This window comes from Lyngbya sp. CCY1209 (assembly GCF_055795065.1).
The window spans coordinates 18709-44768 of sequence record NZ_JAYFER010000495.1 but is presented as its reverse complement, the minus strand read 5'-3'; the positions used below and the strand labels follow the sequence as shown (position 1 = coordinate 44768).

12 protein-coding genes are annotated in these 26060 nt (G+C 55.5%); 6 read left to right on the top strand and 6 right to left on the bottom strand.

Annotated elements, in window-relative coordinates:
• The first annotated feature begins 23 nt into the window (after positions 1-23).
• Both AC0QHF_RS15605 and AC0QHF_RS15600 read left to right on the top strand, forming a co-directional pair.
• A complete protein-coding gene (locus AC0QHF_RS15605; RefSeq protein ID WP_324705150.1) occupies positions 24-3374 on the top strand; it encodes an SGNH/GDSL hydrolase family protein in 3351 nt (1116 codons plus the stop codon).
• A 123-nt stretch (positions 3375-3497) separates the two neighbouring features.
• Complete coding sequence (locus AC0QHF_RS15600) at positions 3498-4535, top strand: serine hydrolase domain-containing protein (protein WP_324705149.1); 1038 nt, start codon at positions 3498-3500, stop codon at positions 4533-4535.
• Between the two features lie 118 nt (positions 4536-4653).
• Here the strand turns inward: AC0QHF_RS15600 and AC0QHF_RS15595 are convergent, their stop codons facing one another.
• The 3 genes from AC0QHF_RS15595 to AC0QHF_RS15585 form a co-directional block, all read right to left on the bottom strand.
• A complete protein-coding gene (locus AC0QHF_RS15595) occupies positions 4654-9204 on the bottom strand; it encodes a PAS domain S-box protein (protein ID WP_324705148.1) in 4551 nt (1516 codons plus the stop codon).
• A 264-nt stretch (positions 9205-9468) separates the two neighbouring features.
• Positions 9469-10017: a DUF3124 domain-containing protein gene (locus tag AC0QHF_RS15590; RefSeq protein ID WP_324705147.1), complete on the bottom strand. Its 549-nt coding sequence runs from the start codon at positions 10015-10017 to the stop codon at positions 9469-9471.
• Positions 10018-10143: 126 nt separating this feature from the next.
• Positions 10144-11376 carry a potassium/proton antiporter gene (locus tag AC0QHF_RS15585; RefSeq protein WP_324705146.1) on the bottom strand — a complete coding sequence of 411 codons (1233 nt, stop codon included), beginning with the start codon at positions 11374-11376 and terminating at the stop codon, positions 10144-10146.
• Positions 11377-11612: 236 nt separating this feature from the next.
• Here AC0QHF_RS15585 and AC0QHF_RS15580 point away from each other — a divergent pair, with 236 nt between their 5' ends.
• Positions 11613-12497: a hypothetical protein gene (locus AC0QHF_RS15580; protein ID WP_324705145.1), complete on the top strand. Its 885-nt coding sequence runs from the start codon at positions 11613-11615 to the stop codon at positions 12495-12497.
• Between the two features lie 111 nt (positions 12498-12608).
• Here the strand turns inward: AC0QHF_RS15580 and AC0QHF_RS15575 are convergent, their stop codons facing one another.
• Positions 12609-13184: a calcium-binding protein gene (locus tag AC0QHF_RS15575; RefSeq protein WP_324705144.1), complete on the bottom strand. Its 576-nt coding sequence runs from the start codon at positions 13182-13184 to the stop codon at positions 12609-12611.
• 466 nt (positions 13185-13650) lie between these two features.
• Between AC0QHF_RS15575 and AC0QHF_RS15570 the strand changes: the two genes are divergently transcribed.
• Positions 13651-15486, top strand: a complete 1836-nt coding sequence (locus AC0QHF_RS15570) for a glycoside hydrolase family 15 protein (RefSeq protein ID WP_324705142.1) — start codon at positions 13651-13653, stop codon at positions 15484-15486.
• Positions 15487-15656: 170 nt separating this feature from the next.
• Here the strand turns inward: AC0QHF_RS15570 and AC0QHF_RS15565 are convergent, their stop codons facing one another.
• Complete coding sequence (locus AC0QHF_RS15565) at positions 15657-18632, bottom strand: exonuclease domain-containing protein (RefSeq protein WP_324705141.1); 2976 nt, start codon at positions 18630-18632, stop codon at positions 15657-15659.
• 250 nt (positions 18633-18882) lie between these two features.
• Between AC0QHF_RS15565 and AC0QHF_RS15560 the strand changes: the two genes are divergently transcribed.
• Complete coding sequence (locus AC0QHF_RS15560) at positions 18883-21270, top strand: DNA phosphorothioation-associated putative methyltransferase (protein WP_324705140.1); 2388 nt, start codon at positions 18883-18885, stop codon at positions 21268-21270.
• Between the two features lie 188 nt (positions 21271-21458).
• Positions 21459-22406 carry a pentapeptide repeat-containing protein gene (locus AC0QHF_RS15555; protein WP_324705139.1) on the top strand — a complete coding sequence of 316 codons (948 nt, stop codon included), beginning with the start codon at positions 21459-21461 and terminating at the stop codon, positions 22404-22406.
• 35 nt (positions 22407-22441) lie between these two features.
• Here the strand turns inward: AC0QHF_RS15555 and AC0QHF_RS15550 are convergent, their stop codons facing one another.
• Positions 22442-26008, bottom strand: a complete 3567-nt coding sequence (locus AC0QHF_RS15550; protein ID WP_324705138.1) for a WD40 domain-containing protein — start codon at positions 26006-26008, stop codon at positions 22442-22444.
• Positions 26009-26060: the final 52 nt, after the last annotated feature.

Sequence of the window (26060 nt, the reverse complement as noted above, 5' to 3'; positions counted from 1 at the left end):
GAGCCGTGTGAGGTGAAAGTCTCATGCACGGTTCTGAATGGGAGGGGGAGAAGGCGACTTCTCTCTCGACCCCTAATTGCGAGTTGGACGTCCCCGACCACCGCCCCCCGCGATGGCGGGCGGAGCGGGTCGAGCCGGGGGAAACGGGCGACAAATTCGACCGTCGCGCGGATAATAGTCGAGATGAGCGTGAAAGTGTCTTGGTAAGGGATTGGTCAGCATTAACCCAATGGTCTCAGGATGCCGTCGGTTCGGCCGAAGTTCAGGTGCAGACTCGGCTGCGGGGGAATCATCTGCACGTTTTGTGCGAAGCGCCCCGGTGTCCCCCGGAAAAGCGGGTGGTGTCCGACTTTGAACGGGCCCTGGAGCGCACCCGCCTGGAATCACTCCTCCCCCCCGATGCCCCCAAAATTTACAAAATCTTCCTCTGCGGCCGTTCCGCCGGTGCCAAACGCCCGGACTGGACGGTTAAATTGGAATACCCCGCATCCGAACCGGACGACTCCCCCCGGGCGGAAGAACTCCCCGGGGAATCCAACCCCCTGCTGAAGTGGTTCGCTCCTCGCAAAGCCGAAGCCGAGCCGATGTCCCCCGCCCCGGCGGCGGAATCCGTCATTTTGACCCCCGTGCGGGAAGCGTCCGAGGAGGAGAGTCAACCCCCGGCCACCCCGGAACCCGCGCCGCCGTCACCGCCCGCCACCCCCGCTCTGGCCGTCTCCACCGAAAATCTGGCCCGCCGCGGCAACCCGGACGCGATCGCCCGCGTCCTCAGCGAGATCCTCGGGGGGCTGGGGGTGAGCGTCCAAGTCAACATCCGGGGCGACCGGCGGGGCAAATCGGCCGGACGGCGGCTGTGGGTGCTGTGCGAATCGGCCTACAGCCCCGACCCGTCCCTGCTGGCCGAACCCATCGCCGGACGGCTGCGGGAATTGCAACTCGAAGACTTCCGCGACGCCTGCATCCTCCTGCAAGTTCGCGGGGAAACCACCCCCGACTGGATGCTGCGGATCGACCTCACCCCCCCCGATCGCATCCTCCGGGACTGGGCGCGGTGGGGGGACGACGAGGCGATCGCCCGGCTGCTGAATCAAAACCTCGCCGAGCGCCACATCCAGGTGCGGGCCACCCGCAAAGAATCCACCCTGCACCTGTTCTGCCACCGAGCCCGGGAACCCGAAAAGCGCCGCCGCCGGAAGGCACCGGACAAATCGACGGTCCTCAAAGCCCTACAACCGCTTTTAGACGCGATCGCGCCCCAGGGCATCCGGGCGGCCACCCTCTACGGTCTGGAACTGCGGGCGGACGGCCAGGAGGCCGAAACCCCCGTCTGGATCGACTGGCTCAACCTGCCGGCGTTCGGACACCCCGACCTGCAAACCCCCACCGCCACCCGGGCGGCTCGGGGGGATATCGACGCCCTGAAATTCCTGCTGGAACGGCTGATCAACCCCGATCTGGACGCGAAGCTGGCGACGGGGGGAATTCGGATTTTGGCCCTCCGCAAGGGGAAGCTCCTCCACGTCATGAGCGAGGCCCCCACCTGCCCCTCCCAGTCCCGGGTCGCCCTCCCCATCGCCCGGTTCCTGCGATCGCTCGAAATCGAAGGAATCGCCGGTGTCCGCATTTACGGCCGTCGGGCCGGACAGAAATATCCCCTCTGGCGCTACGGCATCGCCCTGAAACCCGCCCCGGCCGAACCGACGGATTTCCCCACGGAAGAGACGTTCGCGCCCTCCGAGGCGGCGGGGACTCCGGGACGGGCGGGGCAGTTGGTTTGGTCTCCGGCCATCCACCTCGACCGGGGAGACGAACCGTTTGCCGTCGAATCCGACACCCTGCCCAAACTGCACCGCCTGGCGGGGTTCCTCCAACAAGGCCTGATCGCCACCGGGTTGTTCGCCACTCCGGCGGGGGGGGCGGTGGCGGAGACTTCGCGATCGCGCCACTATTTGAAGATAGGATTGGCCGCGGCCTGTTCGGCGGTGGGGTTGCTGCTGGTCTGGCAGGGCGATCGTCTCCTGGGAGCGGGCCTGGACTCCATCGCCGAACTGCCCGCCCCGACGGTTCCCCAAACGACAGAAGCGCTGGAAGTTTCCGCCGTCGCCGAGAACCGCCAGACGGGTTGGCTGTCCGGTTTGCAGGCTTTGGCACTCAATTCGGAACCGCCCCCCGACTCCGACGGTGCCTTCAACGCCTCCGGGTTTACGGCCCGCCCCGGGAACGATGCGGCGATCGCGGCTGAGTGTAAAGAGGGAGAAGAAACCTCTTCCAAATGTCGCTTATCCCGATTCCTCTACCCCACGTTCAGAAGTCAGCAACTCGACGAACAACTCGCCCGCTACCAACACTATATCGCCACCCACAAGCGCCCCCCAGATATTTTAATTATCGGCAGTTCCCGCGCCCTGCGCGGGGTCGATCCGGAGGTTTTGGAACGGGGGTTAATTGAGCCAGGTCATCGGCCTTTGAAGGTGTTCAATTTCGGCGTCAACGGGGCGACGGTGAAGGTGGTGGATTTAATTATCCGGCGCATTTTGCCGCCGGAACAACTGCCCCAATTGATCGTTATCGCCGACGGCGTGCGGGCCCTCAACAGCGGCCGGGAAGATCGCACCTACGAGGCGATTTCCACTTCTGAAGGCTACCAACAAATCAGCCAGGGTACGTTTGAAATTGTCGCGCCCCCCGAGTTGGAAGCGCCCCCCACCCTGCAAGAAACGTTGCTGGAATTGGCGGCGACGGCCCTGAAAGGACAGTTGAATTTGGATCGACTCGGGGAGGCGACTCAGGAGCAAATTTCCCGGGCTTCGGGAGCCTACGCACGGCGCGATCGCCTGAAAGCCATCTTGCAAGCGATCGCCAACGGCCGCGCCTTCCAACCCCCAAAACAGACGGCTGACGTGACAGAAACCGGGGGAGACAATCAGAATGAATCGCCCCGATTTGAAGCGAACGGTTTTTTGCCCCTGTCTGTCCGGTTCGACCCCGAAACCTACTATCAAAATCATCCCACGGTTTCGGGATATTATGACGGAGATTATCAAGGATTTGAATTGGAAGGAAAACAAACCCAGGCGTTAAAAAATACGGTCGCCTACGTCCAATCCTTTCAAATTCCGGTGGTGTTCGTGAATATGCCCCTGACGGAGGAATATTTGGACCCGGTTCGCAGTGCCTACGAGGAAAAATTCCGCGACCACATGGAAGCGGTGGCCGCAGAAACTGGGCTGGTATTCGTCGATTTGACATCCAGGTGGCTTCGGAACTATGATTATTTTTCCGACCCCAGCCACCTCAACCAATACGGTGCGGTGGCCGTCTCCGAACACCTGGCGACGGTGAAGACCATTCCCTGGCCGGGGGGTGGGGAATAGGGGATAGGGAATGGGGAATGGGGAATGGGGAAGAATTGACCATTTTTAATTCTATAATTTCAGCTTGAAAAACGCGAGAATAACCATCAAAATATCATCGAAAACTGAGGGTTAAGACTGATAATGCCACTGACTCAAACGCTGCAATTTTTGTTGGATGAAGCCATCCACGACCAGAAGGTTCCGGGGGCGGTTTTGTATTTGGGAACGCCCGATCGCCACTACGAAATTGCCTCGGGAATTGCTAATCAAAAAAAGCGCCGCTCCATCAAACCCCGCGATCGCTTCCGGATCGCCAGCATCAGCAAAATGTTCGTGGCGACGGTGGTTTTACAATTGCATGAAGAAGAAGAATTGGATTTGAGCGATCGCCTCCCGGACTGGCTGCCGGAGGAAATGTGCGATCGCCTGGAAAATAGCGATCGCATCTCCATCCGCCACCTGTTGAACCATACCAGCGGCTTGGATGACTATCTCGAAACGGAGGAATTTCAAGAAGCCGCCGCCGGACGAGATTACAAAGACATTTGGACTCCCCAAGAGGCGATCCGATTCGCCTACGATCTCGAATCTTTGAATCCCCCCGGGGAAGAACGTTGCTACTCCAACACCAACTATATTTTGTTGGAATTGATCGTCGAAGCGGTGACAGGAAATCCGCTGTATGTGGAAATGCGCGATCGCATCCTGGAACCAATTGGCCTGAAACATACGTTCACCGAAGCCCGAGAAACCCTTCCGGGCGGCTTCGTGGAAGGTTACGAAGATTTGGACGAAGACGGCGTTCAAGACTGCACCAGCCCACTCAATTTCGGCGCCGGTTTGGGCGACGGGGGCCTGATTTCTACCGCCCGGGATGTCGGCAAATTTGCGGAAACACTGTTCATGACCGACGACCTCCTCGACGAAGACAGCTTCGATAAAATGATCGATTGGATGGAGGATGGCGAAGGGGGTTTTTACGGCCTGGGGGTGAACAGTTGGGATACCGAAGAATGGGGCGACGTGTGGGGACACGCAGGGGGAGTCGAGGGATATTCATCGACGTTATGGCACCTTCCCGACGAAGAAATGACGGTCGTTGTTTTGACCAACGACGGCGATCGCGCCCACCCCGATGATATCGTCGAGCGGGTTCTAGAAGTGGTGATGAGGAATTAAAAATTATTAATTATTAATTATTAATTATTAATTATTAATTGTTAATTGTTCCCGATGATATCGTCGAACGGGTTCTAGAAGTCGTTTTGAGGAATTAAAAATTATTAATTGTTAATTGTTAATTATTAACTGTTAATTTTTCGTCAGAATCCGGCGCGATCGCGTACTGATTTCGGCCCCGTTCTTTAGCTTGATAAAGAGCCGCGTCGGCCCGGTCTAACAACGTTTTAATGGGGGTAATATTGTGAAAATCGGTGGCGGTGATGCCGAAGCTGAGGGTGACGTGGGAGGCGGATTTGTGGGCTTTGTGTTCCCGGTTGAGATCCGCGATCGCCGACTGCATTTTCTCGACGATGAAAACCGCCCCTTTCAAATTAGTATAAGGTAAAATAACGACAAATTCTTCGCCGCCGTAGCGAGCCAGACAGTCCGTTTCCCGGTTGATGCAACGCTGCAAAGTTTGGGCGACGGCCACCAGACAGGCATCCCCCGCCGGGTGGCCGTAGGTGTCGTTGTACTGCTTGAAATAATCGATATCGCACAAAACCAAAGAGAGCGTCATCCGTTCCCGCCGGATGCGCCGCCACTCCTGTTTGAGTCGCTCGTCGAAGTGGCGGCGGTTGGCGATTTGGGTGAGGGAGTCGGTGTTGGAGAGGCGTTCGAGTTCCTCGTTGGCTGCGTGCAAGCGCCGGTACAATTCCGACTGTTGGATCGCGATCGCCAACTGGTCGGCCACCTGTTCCAACAATGCCAGTTCCTCCGGCTTCCACCGCCGCCGTTCGCCACAGGCGTGGGCGACGATCAACCCCCAAACGATCGCCGAATTATCCTCCCCCCGCTGCACGATGGGGGCGACCATCTTGGAGAGCACGCCGATTTCCCCCATGAACTCCACCAGGCAACTCCCCCAGTCGTCCCGGGCGACATCGGGGACGATGCGCCCCCGTCCCTGCCGGTAAAAGTCGTAGCACTCGGAAGGGAAACACTCGTCTTCCCAGCACAGGGTGGCAGTGACGGGATATTCGGGCTTAACTGCCTCTTGAATGACGACCCCGGCACGGTCGGAGGTGAGTTGAAAAATAATAGCGCGGTCGGTGGCGAGCGATCGCTGGATTTCGGTGACGGCGGCGGATAGGATCGCGTCGAGTTCCAAAGTTTCTCGGATGCGTCCGGCGATCAGCCGCAGGGTGTGTTCCTGTTCAACCTGCTGTCGCAGGGCATTTTCGGCCCGTTTCAAATCGGTGATATCCCGGGCGACGACCAACACCGACGCCACCTCCCCATCCGGCCCGAGTTCCGGCGCGATGCGGGAGTAGAAGACGTGATTTCCATCCGGCAGCGACATTTCGTATTCCAGGGACTGTTCCTCTCCGGCGGCAAAGACGCGATCGATCGCCTCGTGCCAAACCGCGACCAGATCCGCCGAAAATCCCAACTCCTCGGAGGTTTTGCCCCAAAAGGCGGTATCGGGCAACCCCGCCAAACTGGCGACGGTGGGGTTGACGTACAAAAAGCGGTAGTGGCGATCGCAGCGCATGATGCAATCCGGCGAATTTTCGGCTAGGGCGCGAAACGCCTCTTCCCGCTCCCGCAGGTCATTTTCCGCCCGTTTACGGGCCGTGATGTCCCGCTGGATGCCGAAATGTCCGGCGATCCGGCCCCGGTCGTCGTAGATGCAAACGTAGTCTCCCTCGACGATCATCGGCGTGCCGTCGAATTTGCGCTCGTCGGTTTCGATTTGCAGGTGTCCGGTATCGAACAGGCGTTTCCAAACGTCCCGCCCATGTCGGGGGTTGTGTTCAAATAAATCAGCCGGAGTCCGACCCAAAAATTCCTCGCGGGTGGCACCGTATTGCGCCAGCAGGGCATCGTTGACCCGGGTCATTCTTTGATGAGTCAAAACGTAATCCAAAGCGGCTTCCACGTCATCGACTTGCTCCCAGGCGATCGCCTCGTCCAACATCATAAAAAAGAACCCGTCCAAGGATTGGGAAAAAAACAAATCGAGCAGGGCTTCCGACGCCTTCAATGCGGTTTCGAGTTGAATCCGTTCCGTCACTTCCCAAAAGATGCCCTGGGTGCCGACAATATTGCCGTCTCCGTCCCGGATGGGAGATTTCACCACCTGCACATAAATGAGCTCATCTCGATGGGGGACCCGATGTTGTTCGACGGTATCCAAAATGTGACCCGTTTCCAACACCCGGGCATCGTCGGCGGCATATTGGGCAGCCAAAACCGGGGGATAGACATCGTAGACGGTTTTGCCTAACAGATCCGCCTCGGCCATCCCGGACCATCTCACCAAAGCCGGATTGACGTAGGTGACTTTCCCCTCGCCATCTTTGCGGTACAAACATTGGGGCATGGCTTCGGCCAGGGATTGATAGCGGGAAATGCTTTGGCGGAGGGCCGCTTCCGATGCCTTGCGATCGCCGATATCTTCGATGGTACCGAGGATGCGGACGGGGTTGCCTGCCCCGTCCAGGATCGCCCGCCCTTTCGCGGCGATCCAGATGTAGTGTCCCCGTCGGTGCCGCATCCGCATTTCGCCCCGGAAGGATCGCCCGGATTCGACGGACACCTGAAATTCGCCGTAGAGCGCCCCCCGGTCGTCGGGGTGAACCCGCCCCATTTCCGCCTCGAAGCTGGTGTCGGGTTGGCGTTTGGGGTCGTGGCCGAGAATTTCCCAGTAGCGGTCCGACACCCGGACGCGATCGCTGGTCAAATCCCGGTCCCAGATTCCCTCGCCGATGCTTCGCAACACCAGGGCATATTGTTCGTGGGAGTCTTGGAGTTGCCGGTAGAGGTTGGCTTGGTGGATTGCGATCGCCAGTTGATCGGCCACCCGCCGCCCCAGATCCATTTCTTCCGGGTCCCAGGGGGTGGCTTGGTAGGGTCGGGCTAGGGTCAAACTGCCCCAAATTTCCCCGTTGACGGGGATGGGGACGAGCAACCAGGCCCCCGGAAAGGCCCGGGCCAGTTCCCGGTTGATCGGGTCGGCGACTGTCGCTGTATTGTCGATCTGCACCACCTGCAACTGTTTGAGTCGCGCCGAAAACGGGTTGCCCGCGTCGGGGATGTCGGTTTCGAGTTGCTTGGGATAGCTGCTGCCCTGATTCCGGACGATCCGATTCCGCCAGCACTGCCGTTCGGGCAAATACTGCACGATGGAGACTTCGCCCTTCAACAGGCTGGCAATTTCGACCGTCGCCGCCTCGAAGATGGCGTCCAAGTCGAGGGATTGGCGGAGGGCTTTCACCACTTCGTTGAAAGTCCGTTCTCGGCGGGACTGTTGCTTTAAGGCCCGTTCCGCCGCCTTGCGATCGCCGATATCGATGTAAACGATGGCGACACCGTAATTCGGCAGGGGGATGGGGGCCGCGCTGACGGATATCCAGGAGATCCCGCCGTCCGGACGCACGATTCCCTTTTCCACCCCGGCGACGACTCGCCCTTCCCGCAGGGCCCGCACGCTCGCATATTCGTCTCGGGGCATCGGAGTGCCGTCGGGGTGAATGATTTGCCAAACGGGGGCGTCGCAGGTGCGCCGGTCGTGTTCCGATCGCGGAATGCCCAAAATCCGCTCGGCGGCGGGGTTGGCTTCGATCAGGTTGCCCTCGGCGTCGGCGACTGACACCCCCACGGGCAGAATTTCAAATAGGGTATGGTATTTTTGTTGGCTTTCCCGCTGAGATTCTTCGAGTCGTTTGCGCTCCGTGATATCGACGGAGGTACCCACCACCCGCCGCGGTCTGCCGTCGGCTTTCCGGGTGACGACCTTGCCGCGATCGAAAATCCACTTCCAACTCCCGTCTTTCGCCAAAATCCGATATTCGCTTCGGTAGGTGGGGGTGCGTCCGCTGAAATGGTCGCGCATCTGGTCCCGGACGCGATCGCGATCGTCGGGATGAATGCGACTTTCCCATTCTCTCAAGGTATCCTCCAGTTCGCCCTCATCGTAGCCCAGCATGGCTTTCCAGCGGTGGCAAAAAAAGACTTCGCCGGTTTCGACATTCCAATCCCAAACCCCATCCCCTGCCCCCTCTAAAGCCCCCTGCCAGCGGGATAGTTCGTTGCGACTCGCTTCCAGGTGGCGTTGCATTTCCAACCGTTCTAAGGCTAATCCCATTTGGGTGGCGACGTGTCGGATGGCGTGGCGGTGGATGGGGGTCCCAACCCGGGATTTGCAGGAGTTTTGCACGATTAACAGACCCCACAGTTGGGGTTCGTCGTCGGTGGGGACGGGCGATCGCACCCACACCGGGGCGACCAACAGGGCTTGGATTTGGAGGTTTCGGAGCGATCGGATGTGGCAGGGTTCTAAGCCGCTTTTTTCGAGATCGGAAATCGCCCAGAGGTCTGGCCGGCGATCGCGATCTTTCCACCGAGTTTCTAAAGCCAACAACCAGCCATTGTCCGCCGAGGGTTCCGGGTTGGAAGGGTGGCGGAGTCCGCCGGACTCCGCCACCACCGCACCGCCATTTTGTCGCCCCCGATACATCAACACCCGATTGGCTTTGAAGCCGGCGCGGACCTGGGCGAGTCCGTAATCCAGGATACTCTCTGCGGTTTTCAGTTGATGTAAGTTTCGGGTGACATTCCCCAACCATTCCAAGATCGGTTCCAATGTAGTTACCCCTTGGGCGGACTGACTCAGTGGTGGCATTGAGTTGAACGGATTATTATCAATTGCAAATATACTATCACGGCTCTTTTTGACCGGCTATCCGCCTTGAATTTCGGGCGACTAGCATCTGCCCGCCGGAATGATTCTCCCGCTCGGTCGCGATCGCCCCGGCTTCAAGTCCGGTAAAATCGATCATTGATAATCGATAATCAAGATGGGAAATTCAGTTGAAATTTGAGGGCAAAAATTTGCAAGTTTTTTCCAAAAAATTCCTTTCTTAAAATCCAATAAAATTGTTAATTGTTAATTGTTAATTGTTTTCCCCCGACTGGTGAACGCCAATCCCTGAGTCCCCGAAACGCCGACCATCACCGCTTCGATGACGGGTTCGGATAGGGCTGTTTCGGATATCCACTCCACGATAAAGTTGGCGCCCGATCCCCCCCGGGTGTTGCTTTGTTCCACGAAAAAATCCATGCTACCCAGGGGGGGCAGTTTTAACGCCTGTTCGAGATAGCTGTTGACCAAATTTCCTTCGGTATTGTAATATTTGACTGCCGTCACGATCAGCGGATTTTCCAGGTCGGTATTGCGGACACTCAACGTGGTCGCCAGGTTGTAAACTTGCTGGGTATTGCGATAGTAAATGTGCGAATAAACCGGGACGTAGACTGTATGGCCGGCGATCGCTTCAATTTGTGTAATATCAACGGGTTCCGCCGCCCGGGTCAACTGTTCTATCGTCGGGCCGGAAGATTCCGAGGCGATTGGCCCCCCGGTTGGCGGGGATTCGCAACCCGTCAAAATTGAGAAAGCGATCGCGATCGTAAATAAAAGAGATAATTTCATCATGATTCTAGGGTGACTCCTTAACCATTTGAAAATTGTCTCGCCCCCAAACCCCCAATTCTGGGGGCTTTGAGTGGAGCGAAATTTGACGAATCATTTCACACGGCTATATTTTCAATTTTCGCTCAATTATGCCTCCTCAGCCGATGCCATCAGACCCAACTTTTTCGCCAAGGGTGACAGCGACAAACCCTGCATCAGCAGGGAGATGAGAACCATAAAAAACACGAGATTGAACATTTTATCCGCGTCGGCGATACCGCTGGTCAGCGGGAACGTCGCCAGGACGATGGGAACCGCCCCCCGCAACCCCACCCAGGACACGAACAGTTTTTCTTTGACCGGCATCTGCAGCAATCCCAGACAGGAAAAAACCGCGATCGGACGGGCGACAAAAATCAGAAACAGTCCGATGGTGATTCCCACGGCGGCGACGGAGGGCAATTGAGAAGGGAACACCAACAATCCGAGGGTGAGAAACATGACAATTTGCATCAGCCAGGATAGGGTATCGTAGAAGCTGATAATATTATTTCCCGCCGCCGGAAGGGGATAATTTCCCACCACCACCCCCGCCACATAAACCGCGAGAAATCCGTTCCCCCCCACATTTGTACTCACGCCGTAGGTGAGTAACACCAAAGCCAACGTCATCACCGGATACAGGCCCTCGGCGGTCAGATGCAGGCGGTGAATCGCCCACACCGTCCCGCGACCCAAACCGTATCCCAACGCCACCCCCGCGACAATTTGCAAAATCAGCGACAACGCCAGACGCCACAGGGAAACTTCCCCTGTCGCCACAATTGCCACCATTTGGGTCGTCAACAACGCCGCCATCGGGTCGTTGCTGCCGGATTCGAGTTCGAGTAACGGTTGCAGGGTCCCCCGCAGGCCCAAATTACCCGATCGCAAAATCGAAAATACCGCCGCCGCATCGGTGGAGGAAATAATCGCCCCCAGCAACAATCCCTCCGTCCAGGTGATCCCTTGCCGGCCGATATCGAAGCTGGAAAAGGAACCGAGAACGAACCAGGCGAACGTCCCCAACAAAAGGGCCGTCATGCCGACACCGACGGTGGCGAGGGTGAGTCCGGGCGCCAACACGGGGCGAATTTTTGACCACTGGGTATCCAATCCCCCAGCGAATAAAATAACGATCAGGGCCACATCTCCGATCGCCTTCGTCAGTTCGGGATTGTCGAATTGGATGCCGCCCAACCCCTCCGAACCCGCCAGCATTCCGATCAGCAGAAATAGCAGCAAACTGGGGACACCGAAGCGGCTGGCGGCTTTGCTGGCGAGGATACTGGCCAGCAAGAGGAGGGCGATGATGATGGAAAGTTCCGCGATCGCGATCATGAATTCCGGTCTAATTTTCAGTCATTTTGAGGTTATCCCATCTGGCTTTGATTTTCAACAACGTCGCCCGAAATGCCGGTCAACTCTCTTTTGTTTCCGGTTTGGGGGTTCTCCCCGGCGAACCGATACCCGCCGCTGTCAAATGCCGGTTTTGACGGTTTCTATTTTTTATGGTATACCCAGTTTTTGGAGCGATAAAATTGCACGCTATAGTTGTGACGAGAGGGTGGGGATCGGTGAGAAAAATCAATGGCGATAGCCCGCTTCCGGCCGGGATATTCGCGATCGCATTGGCGACTCTGGTTTCCGGTTTGACGGCCCTACAGTCACGATCGCAAACTCCGGTTCGAGAAACGGGATTTGTTTTTGAAGGCGAAGGGACAATGAACCGAGTCAGTGCTCTGATGGTAGAATATACTGGCGAGTGTCCGGGAAAAGATGAACCCCCCGATATGACGGCCTGGTTTATCTCCGACTCGACGCCGACGGGACGGCGGCGGCGGGTCCGCATTACCAACGTGACGACGGGTTTAGATCCGAATCGATTGCCCTATACGGATCGAGGTTACGAGCAGAACAAATCCTCGGAAAAAATTTCGTTCCGATTTGGCAACAAACACGGCGATAGTCGGTTTCGAGTCCGGCCGGGTTTGAACCAATTTCAGTATCAAATTCGGGAGGGAAATGATCGGATTTTGGAAGAGGGAACGTTTGCTGCGAACTTCGACCTGGAGACGCGATCGCAGGTTCGCAACAGTCAGCTAATCTCCTCCCAAGTCTGCGCGAATTCGAGCATTTCCTTGAATCGATGCGCGGATATTCGCACGGAAAATAAGTGGCAATGTCCGAATGGGAGCGTCGTCCGCCGGGAGATTTCTCCCCCAGGCCCGCCACAAACGGTGATTCGCAACGATTCCCCCGATACGGTGTATTTTCAAGTCAATAATGGCGATCGCGTTCTCGGGCCCGGGGAGGCGATGGAACTGAGGGGGAACAGTCCGGGTTCGGTTCGATATTCCCAATCCTCCGGCGATCGCTTGAATCGGACAATGTTTTTGCAGCCGGCGGTATTGTATCGCTTCCGGCGATCGGGCAATTCCCTTAATCTCGTCGATCGGTGACGTTTTTTGCGTTCTGCCGAGAGGGGAATTCCGCCGGTTTTCAATTCCCCTCACCGGTGACATTAACTCAATTTGACGCGGACAATCCGGGTTTCGCGTCTCATCGAGAATTTAAAACAACTCCATAAAATTGTTGATCGCCAACGGATTACCCGACGGCTGAATCAAATTGGGGATATCTTCTTTGGTCAGCAGCGTATTCTCCAATACGGCCAAAACTTGACCGGTTGCCGCGATAATGATAGCGGTGCTGTTTGATGCGACATCGGGAGTGAGCGTCACATCATTTGCGGTCAAACCCGATCCGGTTTCTAAGAAAAGAATATCCCGGCTATTCGGATCGAAGCCTTGAATTCTGTCGGCGTCAGCGGAGTTGAAAACCTGATCTTTCGGCGTGATGGTAAAAATATCCCTGCCGGAGCCGCCGACTAAAGTATCTCGGCCGAAATCTCCGCTAAGGTTCGTCACACCACTACCGCCGATAATTGAGTCGTCACCTTGTCCGCCGTATAAAAAACCTTCATTAATAAAGAGTGTATCGTTCCCTTTATTGCCATACAGAAAGTTTCTGGAAGCCGAATCCGGCGGGGATGAATCGGTTAGATTATCATCGTCCTGACCCCCAAAGAGGGTATCTGCACCCGCACCGCCCCGGAGGAAATCGCCCCCTTGATTGCCAAAAATCAAGTCGTTGCCATCGTCTCCTTGAATGAAGTCGTTATTTTGCAGGCCAAAAAGGGTATCATCTCCCCCAAAACCCAGTATTGTATCGACCTCCTGAGTTCCCATTAAATTGTCGGGGCCTTGGGTTCCGTTGATTTCCGCCATGATTGTTTCATGCTGTAAAATTAGGGTCAATTATTGTTCATAGCACGGAACGGAATTTTTGACAATTTTCGGACTCGTTGGCGGTGGTATGGCCAGTTTTGGGCGGCGATCGCCCCATGAATTCGGTTCCGGAGAGGGACTCTGGGAAGACCACAAAGGGCTACAACCAACGACAATATTTGATGTTAAGTGGGGTTAAATATGATATAATACGGAGACGGTTTTTGATAAAAATAACCGCAAAAACAACCCAAAAATCTACCTTTTGGGGGATGACGATCGCGGCAAGGCGACCCCCCGGAGGGCAAAGCGTAACGGGAGAAACATGACCTATCAACCCATCGAAAACTACGGCATCATCGGCAATATGTACACCACCGCCCTGGTGGGCATCAACGGTTCCATCGACTGGTTTTGTTTTCCCCGCCACGACTCCCCCAGCGTGTTCGCCGCCCTCCTCGATCGCCACAAAGGAGGACATTTCCAAATCCATCCCACCACGGACGCCCCGATCACCCACAAACAATTTTACTGGCCGGAAACGAACATTTTAGTCACCCGGTTTCTCGCCCCCTGCGGGGTGGGAGAAATTATCGATTTTATGCCGGTGGGAAAAACCGTCCGCGATCGCGGTTATCGGTGGCTGGTGCGGCAGGTGAAAGCCATCCGGGGATCGATGACATTTCGGATGGAATGTTTCCCCGCCTTCGACTACGCCCGCAAGCCCCCGAAAGTGCGACTCACCGCCAGCGGCGCCCGGTTGGCCGGTCCCGATTTGTCCCTGGGATTGGCGACCTACACGCCCCTGGAGGCCTGCGATCGCGGCGTTTTTACCGAATTTACCCTGGAAGCCGACGAACGGGCGGTTTTCGTCCTCCAGGAAACCGGAGATGACTTCACCTGCACCCTGCCGCTGTCCCGGGCGACGGCCCAAGACCTGTTTGAAGAAACCGTCGTCTACTGGCGAAATTGGCTGTCCCAGTGCACCTACCGGGGCCGGTGGCAGGAAACCGTGGAGCGATCGGCCCTCGTCCTCAAACTCCTCACCTACGAGCCCACCGGGGCGATTATCGCCGCCCCCACCTGTTCTTTACCCGAAGAAATGGGCGGCAGCCGCAACTGGGATTATCGCTACACCTGGATTCGGGATGCGGCGTTCACCCTTTACGCACTGCTGCGAATCGGGTTCACCCAAGAGGCGGCACAGTTCATGAATTGGATCGAATCCCGGTGTCAAAAACAGCCCGGAGACGACCTGCTGCACGTCGTTTACAGCGTCGATGGCTGTTACACACTCGATGAGGAAATTCTGCCCCATTTGGAAGGGTATCGGAAATCGGCGCCGGTGCGGATCGGGAATGAGGCGGCGAATCAATTGCAGTTGGATATTTACGGCGAATTGATGGATTCGGTGTATCTGTTCAACAAATACGGGGCGCTGATTTCTCACGACCTCTGGACCCATTTGCGGCGGATGATCGATTGGCTGTGCGACAACTGGGACCAGGAAGACGAGGGGATTTGGGAAACGCGGGGGGGCCGCAAGCATTTTTTGTATTCCAAATTGATGGTTTGGGTGGCTTTTGATCGCGCCCTGCGGCTGTCCGAAAAGCGATCGTTTCCCGCCGATCGCCTGCGGTGGTTGAAAGTGCGCGATCGCGTCTACGAGGAGATCATGGACCGGGGTTGGGACGACACCCGTCAGGCTTTCGTGCAATCCTACGACAGCGAGGCCCTCGACGCGGGGGCCCTGATCATGCCGCTGATCTTTTTCATGGCACCGAACGACCCGCGAATGTTGAAAACCCTGAATGCGATCGCCAAAACTCCCAAACAGGGGGGCCTGGTGTCCAACAGTTTGGTCTACCGCTACAATCTGGCCTATTCCGACGACGGACTGTCCGGCCAGGAGGGGACCTTCAACCTGTGCACGTTCTGGCTGGTGGAGGCCCTCACCCGCGCGGGACGGGTCGATCCCACCCAACTGAACCGGGCCCGGTTGATTTTCGAGGAAATGCTCAGTTACGCGAACCACCTGGGGCTCTACGCGGAGGAGACGGGCGCCAGCGGCGAGGCGTTGGGCAATTTTCCCCAGGCGTTCACCCACCTTTCTCTGATCAGTGCGGCTTGGAATTTGAATCGGGCGATCGAGGATCGGTAGTTTTGGCCCTCACCCCCGACCCCTCTCCCAATTTTGGGCGAGGGGAGTAAGATATAGCGCTGGGGTGTGGGGTGTGGGGTGTGGGGTGTGGGGTGTGGAAATTCCCTTTTCATCGGGGTTTCGAGGTTTATCACCCTTTCCGGAACTGTAAATGGGAGGCGATCGCTCCGTTATTGCGTGAGGCACTGAATCAGCCAGTAATCGCTCAGGTTGCAGGTCATCCAGTTTACAACATCAACCAGTTTAATTTTAGGGGGCAACTCCCGGTTTTTACAATCAACAATCAGTTTATGGAGACATTCAAATATTATTCTATCGTGCCGATCCATTACCACATATTCTCCATTGTCTGCTGCCAGTAACGTTTGTATTGCAGTCCATCCCTTAGTCCCAGGATTGATCGGGTTCAATTGTTGATCTCGTATCAAGCGAAATCTGATATTTTGATGCGTCCGAACAAAGTAATCGTTTAAGTTTTGTATTCTGGAAGTGAAGGCTTTTCCAGATAAGTGTAAAAAAGCGATGACATGAGTTCTGGTTCTGGTTGTAATTTGCAAATTTTCTGGAATGACCAGATGCTTTAAAAATAACTGGTTTGTGCTTAGATAATATCGAGTGGAAAAAGCTGATACGATCTCGTTGAGTTTACCGACATCATCTTCATCGCTGATAATGCGGTGCGTTTCATAACGTTTGTACCATCTCTCCAATAAATCTTCCCAATATTCATCTAATTCCCAATATTCATCTAAATACTCCTCATTACCACCAATAACAAAAGGTTCGTCCGGCTCATCACCACCAACAATAATTCTTTGTTCCAACTTTTCTTTTTCATGTTTCCAATTGGTTCTCTCATCATCGAATTTTATTTTCGTTTCAAACAACTCTTTTCTGGTACTATTCAGATCTCGTATCGTTTCATCCAAGCGATCTTTAACTCGGATCAAGTCTTGTTTTTTGTCATTCAATCCTCGTCTCGCTACATCCAACTGACTTGTAACTTGAACCAACTCTTTTTGGGTTTTATGCAACTCTTGTATCGTTTCATCTAACTGATTTTTAATATCGGAATCTTTGTCTGGATTTTGTGAAATTCTCAAGTCTCGTATTTGTTCTTCCAGACCTAGAATTTGTTGTTTCAAGTTCTTTTTTTCTATTTCCAATGCTTCGATTTTCGCCGTTGTAGCCCTTTCTCTTTCTATCAGTTCCTGTTCTTTTTTAGCCGCATTACTTTCTCTATTTTCTACTTCATGCTGTTGTATTTCCAAATATTTTTCCCATGCTTTTAAATTTTTACCTCGTTCCTGAAATTCTTGTTTGAGTTCTTCTAAAGCTGTCTTGAGTTCTTGGAAAGCGTTGGCAACTTCTACTTGTTCTGGATTGGATTGGGGTTCAATTTGATTTGGATTGGATTGGGGTTCAATCCCATTCCCCGGAGGCAGACCGCCTTGAACTTTATAACGGTAATATTCAGATGCTCGTTTGATGACGGCACGAATTGAAGACCGACTCAAGACATCTTCTAGTTCATGGATTCCGAATAATCTCTCAAGCTCAAGCCTTGGATAAAGGGGTGATTTTTGCTGCCATAAGGTTTTGAGAATATGAAACAGTTGTACTTCGTCCGGGCGATTTAAAGTGACGACGGTTTGGGATACGCGATCGACAACTGAACCGTCAAATATTTCTTGGAAACGCTGCCAGCGATCGGGAAATAGGTTGAGGATAATGAAACTATTGGGAACGTGAGTTAGAATTTCCTTCACCGTCGAGCCGAAACTCTCCAATGTCAAACGGTTGCGTTCCTCAAAGAGGGATTCTAATTGATCGAAGATCAGGATCAGCGGTTCATCCAAAAGAGATAACTTACCCAAAGTTTGTATCGCTTCCAGGGCAAACTCCTCGCGGTTGAAATCATCGGGCCAGGGCTTGAGATCGACGCTTTTTAATTCTTCCGAATCCGCATCACTATTTCCCGCCAGCCAATGACGAATGATCTCTTTTCGGCTGGTTTCTGTATACCGACAGAACCGAATAATCCCTTTCAAAATCTGGGAACTGTAGTATGTGGACAATCCGGACTGCTCCTGCCACCAAGTCAAGATGCGTTTTTCGATAATATCCCAATTGTTGCGATAGCGATCAGTTCCAGGTGTTCCTACCCGTTCGTATAGAGATAAATTATCATCTTTCAACTTTTCAATGATCTGGCGACCTCTCGCAGTGTTTGCCCAGTCGGTTTGACTGAGGATGTTCACAAAACTTTTGGCAAAGAATTGTTCGAGCTGGGTGAGTTTTGTGTTTTTGATTTCCTCGGAAAATGATTCTAAGATTCGAGCATAGACATGGTAATTGACTGCCTTCTCATTATTGGGGTGGCGGATAAAGAATAGGCGGTTGGTTTTCAGTACCTCCCGTGCCAGCCTCATCATCAGGTGAGTTTTTCCCGAGCCGGGTTCTCCTAAAACGATCGCACCCTGGCTTTGATTGTTGGGCGCCCCCTTAATCTCGTGGAGGACGGCTTTCAGAGTTTCAAATTCGTCCTTGTAAATTTCCGGATAGTCGGGATGTTCTTCAAAGGGTGTGTTGACTCGAATGCTGCTGAACGGGTTGGGAGTGTTCTTGTATAGTTCGGCTAGAGTTTGAGACATGGTTGGTGGTTGTAAGGTGTACAAATAACGATAAAGTTGGTAGGTGAATTGTGCGTCGTAATCGGCGCTGTGTGCTTGGCGAGTGTCGAAACGCCGTCCCTGCGATCGCACGTCCAAACTTTTGCACAAGTAACTCAGGCTGTAGCTGTGAAGGTTGGGTAACTGCTGCCGTGCCAGCTTCCGGGTACAAATAAACGTGAAATCGGGATAGGGGATTCCCACCCGTTCAAAACTGCGTCGCAAAATGCGATCGTCGTGTTCGGCGTGGTGGCAGACGATGATTTTATCTTGACAATGGGCGGCGATCGCTTCCACGATGGTACTGAGGGGGTGGGTGTTGAGTCTGAACCTCGGTTCCCGATGTTTCCCTTTGACAAAAGCGTGATAGCACACCTCCCCGCGATCGCCCACAATTCCCACTTCGGTTAAAGTGTCGTTTCCTTCGGTATCCAAGACGACAAAATCGTTCGGGGCTTGGTGGTATCCCTGCATGGCGCGAACTGAACCCGCTATCCCGTAGCATACCCCCAAACCGACACCGCACCCTCGGAAATGTTACAAAACTTATCCATTTTAGAAGTGGCAAGAAACCGGGTTTCTCGGAGACGCTGGGGTTGGAGTTTGCGAATTCTGATAGAAACCCGGTTTCTACATCTCACCGGCAGGGGTTTCTAAAAACTCGGAGTTGATGCTAGACTATCAACAATTCTGCTAGGCAACTCCTCTCGCTGAGGTCCGTCTGATGAGCAGCCAAGATGTCGCGCAAGATCCGGGTGAAACGTGGAATTTGCTGGCCCGTGACGGCCCCGAAACGGAGCCGGATTTTTGCCCGAGTGCAGATGATTTGATCGTCTACTTGGCGCTCAAAGCGATTCATACCCCCCTGCCGCCGCGCCTCCGATGGCTTTCGGAATTGTCCCCGGCGTTGCGGCGGGAACTCGATCGCACTTTCGGAACGAACCGCCGCGCCTGCGAAGCCGTCAACGAACTGTTACTCGAACTCCACCAACCGGAAGCGATCGCCCTTTACTGCCAGCGGAGTTCTATTGGCAAAAAACTCCCCACCGCCCTCTACGTCCACAGTTCCGCGATCGGCAAACTGCCGCCCCTGCTGCGGGTTTACGAACGGTTAGCCCGCAATGCCCTCGATCCGATACCGCCGCTGACGCTGATTAAAATTAACAGCGATCGCCCGGTTATTTCCTATCTGTTTTACCCCGATTTTGACACCGATCCCCACCCAGCCCTCGCCGCCAGTATCCAAGTCCGGGTTCCCACGGGTCAGGTCAATTCTTCCAACTACGCCGAGAGCGAAAATCCCCCCATTTTGCACCGGAAAGAAACCTTCGTCGCCCCGGATTATCCCAACTATGAAATCTTCGCCCGCCTCACCCGCAGCGAGGAGGCTTTGGGGCTCCTGGGGCGCAATTCCGCCGAATCCACCCGACTCTACCGCACCATCGGAACCCGGCGGGGGTGGCTGGAACTCCTCGCCAAACGGGGGCTGGAAATCCGCGATCACGCCGTCGTCCACCGTTCCCAAACCGAAACGGTTGCCGATGGAACTCCGCCGCCGCGCATCGAACGCCACAAAGCCGCGATCGCCCGCAAAACCCTCTCTCGCCCCGTCCGCCGAGCTTTGGAGATGGAATTATTCCGGGAAAATACCACCTTTTTCGATTACGGTTGCGGCTACGGCGGCGACATCCGCCACATCAAAGAACGGGGTTATCAGTCGGCTGGGTGGGACCCGTACTATTCCCCCGACACGCCCAAAATTGCCTCGGAAATTGTTAATTTGGGCTACATTATTAATGTGATTGAATGTCAGGTGGAACGGCGGGAGGCGCTGATCAAAGCCTGGGAATTGACGGGGCGGTTATTGATCGTGGCGGCGCAAATTTTGATCGATGACAGCGATCGCGGCATCATGGCTTATAGTGATGGCATTATTACCAGCCGCAATACTTTTCAAAAATATTATCAGCAGGAAGAACTCAAAACCTACATCGACCAGGTTTTGAATGTGGATTCTATTCCGGTTGATTTGGGGATTTATTTCGTGTTTCGGGATGGGGCGGAGGCGGAAAATTTTCGCGCTTCCCGATTCCGATCGCGGATTTCTTCCCCGCGAATTTGTCTGTCCGTCAAACGGTTTGAAGACTATCAAGAATTACTGCAACCGCTGATGGCATTCGTGGGCGATCGCGGCCGGCTACCGGTGGGGGACGAACTGCCAGAAGCCCCGGAAATTGAGGCGGAATTGGGGTCGCTCCGGCGGGCGTTCAAAGTGGTTTTGCAGGCGACGGATCGGGACGAGTGGGAGCGGGTGGCCGATCGCCGTCGCCAGGATTTGTTGGTTTACCTCGCCCTCAGCCACTTCGGAAAACGCCCCAGACTGTCCCAATTTTCCGAGCCGGTCAAAAATGATATCAAGGGGCTGTTTGGAACCTACAAGCGGGCTTGTACGCTGGCTGACGTGATGCTTTTTAGTGCGGGCAACCCGGAAATTATCGCCGAATGTTGTTACACCTCCCCCGTCGGCCAGCGGCGGAAAAAATCCCTCTGGGTGCACGTCAGTGCCCTGGACAAACTCGACCCGTTGCTGAGGGTTTACGAGGGTTGCGCGAACCGGACCATCGGGCGTTTGGAGGGGGCAACAATCGTGCAATTTCACATTAAAAGCCCGAAAATCACCTATTTATTTTACCCGGATTTCGACGCGGACCCCCACCCCGCCTTGGGGACCCGGATGGCGATCGACCTGCGGGATCTGCACGTCAGCTATCGGAGTTACGAGGGCAACAATCCGCCCATTCTGCACCGAAAAGAAGCCTTCGTCACCCCCGACTATCCCCAGTATCAGAAATTCGCCAACCTCACCGCCCAGGAAGAGAATTGGGGCCTCCTCGACGACCCCGCCGCCATTCAAACCCGCCGAGATTGGCTAAAATGTTTGGAGGAACACTGCGCCGAAATCAGGGGACATCGCGTTTACTGGCGTTCCGATGCCGATCCGTACCGGGTCAAACTGATCCGATCCGCCCGTCGCGCCCGTCGGAAATCGTCCCGATCCGATCCGAATCTGACCGAAGCCGAAACAGGCGAGGTGATGTCAACTCGGGAATAGGTCGGGGTCAATTCCCGTGATTTGACTCTCCCATTTTCGATGCAGATACGGTTTAATTCGTCGGATATGGTATTTTTATTGACTGCCGAAACCCTCCGGTTGAGATAGCCTCCGTCGGTGACGAATTGACGGGGGGCGATCGCGTCAAGGTTATTTTGATAAATTGACGGTTGAAGGGGCAAAAAAAAGTGCTGCGATCCTCCCTGCCAATCTGGGCGGGTCGAAATTTGCCTCAAAAAGATGGGACAGCCCATCCGTTATTTGGCGGGGTGCCGATCGCACGAAAAAAGTTGGCATGGAAGCCGGCGATCGGGTCGGAAGTAGGAGCTAAAGAAAAGATGAACACCGGGACAATTTTGGAAGATTATGCTCGGGGAGAACGAGATTTTCATCGGGTAATTCTGATTGGAGTCAAGCTTCCGGGGGTCGATCTGAACAGTATCGATCTCAGCGCGGCAAACTTGATGAATGCGACCCTTACCGAAGCCAATTTGAGTTGGGCAGAACTGATCGGAACCAATTTGATCAACGCGGATTTGAGCAGTGCCGACCTGAAAGGTGCGGATCTGAGCGACGCCTATTTGAACGGGGCAAAGTTGGTGGGAACGTCCCTCGAAAAGGCGAAACTGGTGGGGGCAAATCTCAGCGGCGTCAATTTGACGTATAGCAAGCTGACCGGGGCCGATCTGAGGCGGACGAATTTGACCCAAACTAAATTGATCGGGGCGAATTTGAGCCGCGCCGACCTCCGAGAGGCGCGGCTCACCAACGCCAATTTGATCGGGGCCGATCTGCGGGGTACGGTGCTCTTGGGAGCCGACTTGCGGGGCGCCAACTTGAGCGGAACGTTGGTCGATAAAACCACCCAATTCGATAAAAAATGGCATCGGGTTTGGGAGGTTTGCAACAAAGGCGGCGAGGGACGGGATTTGAGTTGTGCCGACCTGACGGAAGCCAACCTGATCGGGGTCAACTTCAAAGGGGCGAATTTGAGCGGAGCCGATTTACGGGAGGCAAATTTGAGCGGTGCTTATTTAACGAATACCCAGGTCGATCGCGCCCAATTGACGGGGGCGATCGGACTTTCAGAAGCGGCGAAATTTGACCTACAAAAGCGAGGAGCGATCGTGGATTAATTGAGAATTGAGAATTGAGAATTGTTAATTGTTAATTATTCCCCGCATCCCACTTCGATTTGGGAGTTGTGCAGGTAATCCTCCACCCACTCGCAGGCGCCGCTGACGATATTTTGAAAATCGATCGCGGATTGGAGATTCCAGACGATCGCGATACCGTCGGCGTCGGTGGAAATTAACCGCTGGCCGTCGGGGCTGAAGGCCACCGATAAAACCTGGGTTTGCCGGGTGCGGTGGCCGTTGAGGACGGCCAGATTTTCGCCGTCGAGAGTCCACAGTTTGGCGCTGCCGTCCGTCCCCGCCGTCGCCAACATCTGACCGTCGGGGGAAAAGTCGATGTCGGACACCGTGCCGCCGTGGTCGGTTGGAAAGCGGGCGACTCGGTTGCCGTCGAGATCCCAAACGATGACCGTATCATCCCGGGCGCCGGAGGCCAGCAGGCGGCCGTCGGGGGAAAAATCCAGGCCCGACACCGTGCCGACGTGGCCGCCGAGGGTGCGTTGCCGGGTGCCGTCCGACCCCCAAATTTTTACCGTTTCGTCGGTGCCGCCGGAGGCGATGCGACGTCCGTCCGGGGCGACCGCCACCCGCCAAACTTTCTGCCCCCCAGAAGGCCAACTCCGCAGCAAAGTCCCGTCTCGCCCCCAGACTTTCAGGATGCGATCGTTGCCGCCGCTGACCAGAAACTCGCCGTCGGGGCTGAAGTCAACCTCCCAAACCGCCTCCCCGTGGTCGGGCAGGGTGGCGAGTCGCGTCGCCTGGGTGCGGGTGGGGGAGAGTTCCCACAGGTTGACCGCCCCATCGTATCCCGCCGTCGCCAGCAGGCGATCGTCGGGGGCCAGGGCCACGTCCAAAACGCCGCCTTCGTGGGCGGGGACGGTCGCCAACAATTGGCCGTCGGGCCGCCAGAGTTTGAAACTGCGGTCGTCGCTGCCCGTGACCAAAAAACTGCCGTCGGCGGAAAAAACCGCCTCCAAAATGCTGCGGTCGTGTCCCCTCAACACCGTCAGCACGGGGTGATCGAGGCGCCACAGGCGGATCGTCTTGTCCTGACTTCCGGAAACGAGGGTGTTGCCGTCGGGGGCGAAGGCGACTGTCCAAACGCGATCGCCGTGTCCTTCCAGGACGTGTACGAGGGTGCCGTCTTCCCGCCACAGCTTGATGTTGTTGCCCAAATCGGCGGTGGCGAAGGCGATGCCGAGGCGGCGGGCGGGGCTGTCGGGGGGACTGAAGGCGACGCCCCACACCCAGCCGTCCTGGGAGGGCAGGGTGGCGATCGCGGTACCGTCCCGACTCCACAATTTTGCCGTCCCGTCGTTGCTGCCGGACAGGAGGGTTTCGCCGTCCGGGGAAAAGGCGACATCCCAGACGAAATCCCCGTGGCCTTCCAACGTGCGGATGGGGGTGCCGTCAGACCGCCACAGTTTCACGGTCTTGTCCTTGCTGGCCGTGGCGAGGGTGGTCCCGTCGGGGGAAAAGGCGATCGCTTCCACGGTGTCGGTGTGGCCGTCCAAGGTGGCGCGGGCAACGGCGTCGGCCCATCCCCAAGCTCCGGGCCGCCACAATTTCACGGCGTTATCCCGGCCTCCGGTGGCGAGGGTTTGGCCGTCGGGGGAAAAGGCGACGGAGCGCAGGCCGTCCCCCCGTCCCCCGAGAACGGCGGCGGATCGTCCGTCGAGAGTCCACACCCGGGCGGTTCCGTCGGCGTGGGCGGAGGCGATGTGGCGCCCGTCGGGGGAAAAGGCGACGTCGAAAACGTCCCCGCCGTCGGATGTGAAGGTCTGCAGGAGGCGACCGCCGCGATCCCAGAGTTTCACGGTGTCATCGTTGCTGGCGCTGGCGATATATTGGCCGTCCGGGGAGACAGCGACCCGCCAGATCATGTCGTCGTGGGCGAAAATGCGGTTGAATTCGTCGGCCCCGAAGAAGGTGCGGCGCAGGGTGTTTTCTACATCCCCCGCGATCGCCTCTGGAGGGCGTCTGAGGGTTCGGAGGGTTTTTCGGGCTTTCAGGGCTGCTATGAGGGCGTCCCGGCGCTGCTGTTGCTCGAACAGGGCGTTGGCGGAGGTGAGGACGGCGCTGATTTCGCTGATCCGGGCCTGCCGTTCGCTGGCAGCAGCTTTGCGATATTGCCAGAAGGTGGCGATTCCCAGGGCCGAAGTCGCGGCCAGGGCGATGCTGAGGGCGGCGATAAAAAATTGTTGCTGTCGGGCGGTTTTTTGTTCTTGCAACAGCCGTTTTTGCTGTTCCTCGAGTTGGGCCGCGATCGCCTGGGCGCGATCGATTTCCAGGGTTTGCCGCAGTTGCACCTGTTCAAATTCGGCGGAGGCGGACAAAAATTGATAGTCCGAGGGGGTCAAACTTTTGCCCGCCGCCCACTGTTGGGCGTCGTGTAGCGCCTGTCCCCGCAACAGGCGGGATTCGTCGGTTTGACCGGAATCGATCCAGGCTTCAAAGGCTTGGGAATAGGGGCGCAGTTGGTGTAATTTTTTCTGCACCCATTCTTCGGTAAAGATCCGCTCGTAAATTTTATTTTTGACTTTTAAATGGTTGTTTTTTTTGGCGATCGCCCCCGACAACAACAGTTCCATATGTTCCGGATTTCCGTCCGCTTCGATTTCCGCACCGCTCAAAATTTGCTGATACAGACCCAACAAATTGGCAACTTTATTTTCGTCCCTCAACAGTCGATTCGTGATGGTTCGTAAATGTTCCGGTTCGTCCTGGGTTTGCCAATTTTGAAGGACATAGTTTTGAACGACTGTTTCGACGATCTCAATTTCGGTTGCCGTTATTTTGAAGCCGTTACCGCCGGATTGAACAGATTTTTCAGATAAGATTCCGCAAATTTTTTGAGTTAAAAATGGTTGTCCGCCTGTCCAATCTAAAATGGCTCTCAGCAGTTTGAGGGGATCTTTTCCGGGAATCCTCAAACCGTCGATCAGGGGGAGGGCTTCGATGTCCCTAAACCCGCACAGCTCGATCGCGGTGCCGATATTGAAGGGGGTGCGGCGGGGATCGCGGATCAGATCCGACGGGGTGGCAACTCCGAAAATGGCGAAGGTGAGGCGGTTGTATTCCGGGTTCGTGGCGCGTTGATTGTAACAAAATCGGATGAAGGCGAACCAGTCATCCACGGAAAATGATAAGCTCAAAATACTGTCAATTTCGTCGATAAAAATGCAAAAATTATCCCCGGCAAACTCCGGCAACAAAATCTCACAAATAAATTGATTTAATTTTTGAATCCACGAAATCTCCCCCTGTTCGGTCCACCATTTTTTAAACGGGATTTTGCGCGACAGTCCGAATCCCCGCAACAGTTCGACGAAAATCCCCTTGTACCATTGCAGCGGCGTGATATTTTCGCTGCCGATCACCGTCATGTCCAAGGTCGTGCAGTGCACCCCTTCCCGTTCCAAACGGTCGCGAGTCCGCACCATCAGGGAAGATTTTCCCATCTGCCGGCAGTTGAGGACGTAGCAAAACTCCCCCCGCTTCAAAGCCTCGTAGAGGTTTTCATCCGCCTGACGGGTGACGTAGCTGGAAGCGTCGGCTTGGAGACTGCCACCGACTTGATAAATCGAGATTGAGTCGTTCATTATATCAGATCCCGATAATTAACCACAAAACATCTGAGATCGAGGGAGTCGG

Bases quoted from the DNA above. Each gene is read 5' to 3' on its own strand.
- AC0QHF_RS15605 (WP_324705150.1), top strand. From the start codon at position 24: ATGCACGGTTCTGAATGGGAGGGGGAGAAGGCGACTTCTCTCTCGACC.
- AC0QHF_RS15600 (WP_324705149.1), top strand. From the start codon at position 3,498: ATGCCACTGACTCAAACGCTGCAATTTTTGTTGGATGAAGCCATCCAC.
- AC0QHF_RS15595 (WP_324705148.1), bottom strand. From the start codon at position 9,204: ATGCCACCACTGAGTCAGTCCGCCCAAGGGGTAACTACATTGGAACCG.
- AC0QHF_RS15590 (WP_324705147.1), bottom strand. From the start codon at position 10,017: ATGATGAAATTATCTCTTTTATTTACGATCGCGATCGCTTTCTCAATT.
- AC0QHF_RS15585 (WP_324705146.1), bottom strand. From the start codon at position 11,376: ATGATCGCGATCGCGGAACTTTCCATCATCATCGCCCTCCTCTTGCTG.
- AC0QHF_RS15570 (WP_324705142.1), top strand. From the start codon at position 13,651: ATGACCTATCAACCCATCGAAAACTACGGCATCATCGGCAATATGTAC.
- AC0QHF_RS15565 (WP_324705141.1), bottom strand. From the start codon at position 18,632: ATGCAGGGATACCACCAAGCCCCGAACGATTTTGTCGTCTTGGATACC.
- AC0QHF_RS15560 (WP_324705140.1), top strand. From the start codon at position 18,883: ATGAGCAGCCAAGATGTCGCGCAAGATCCGGGTGAAACGTGGAATTTG.
- AC0QHF_RS15550 (WP_324705138.1), bottom strand. From the start codon at position 26,008: ATGAACGACTCAATCTCGATTTATCAAGTCGGTGGCAGTCTCCAAGCC.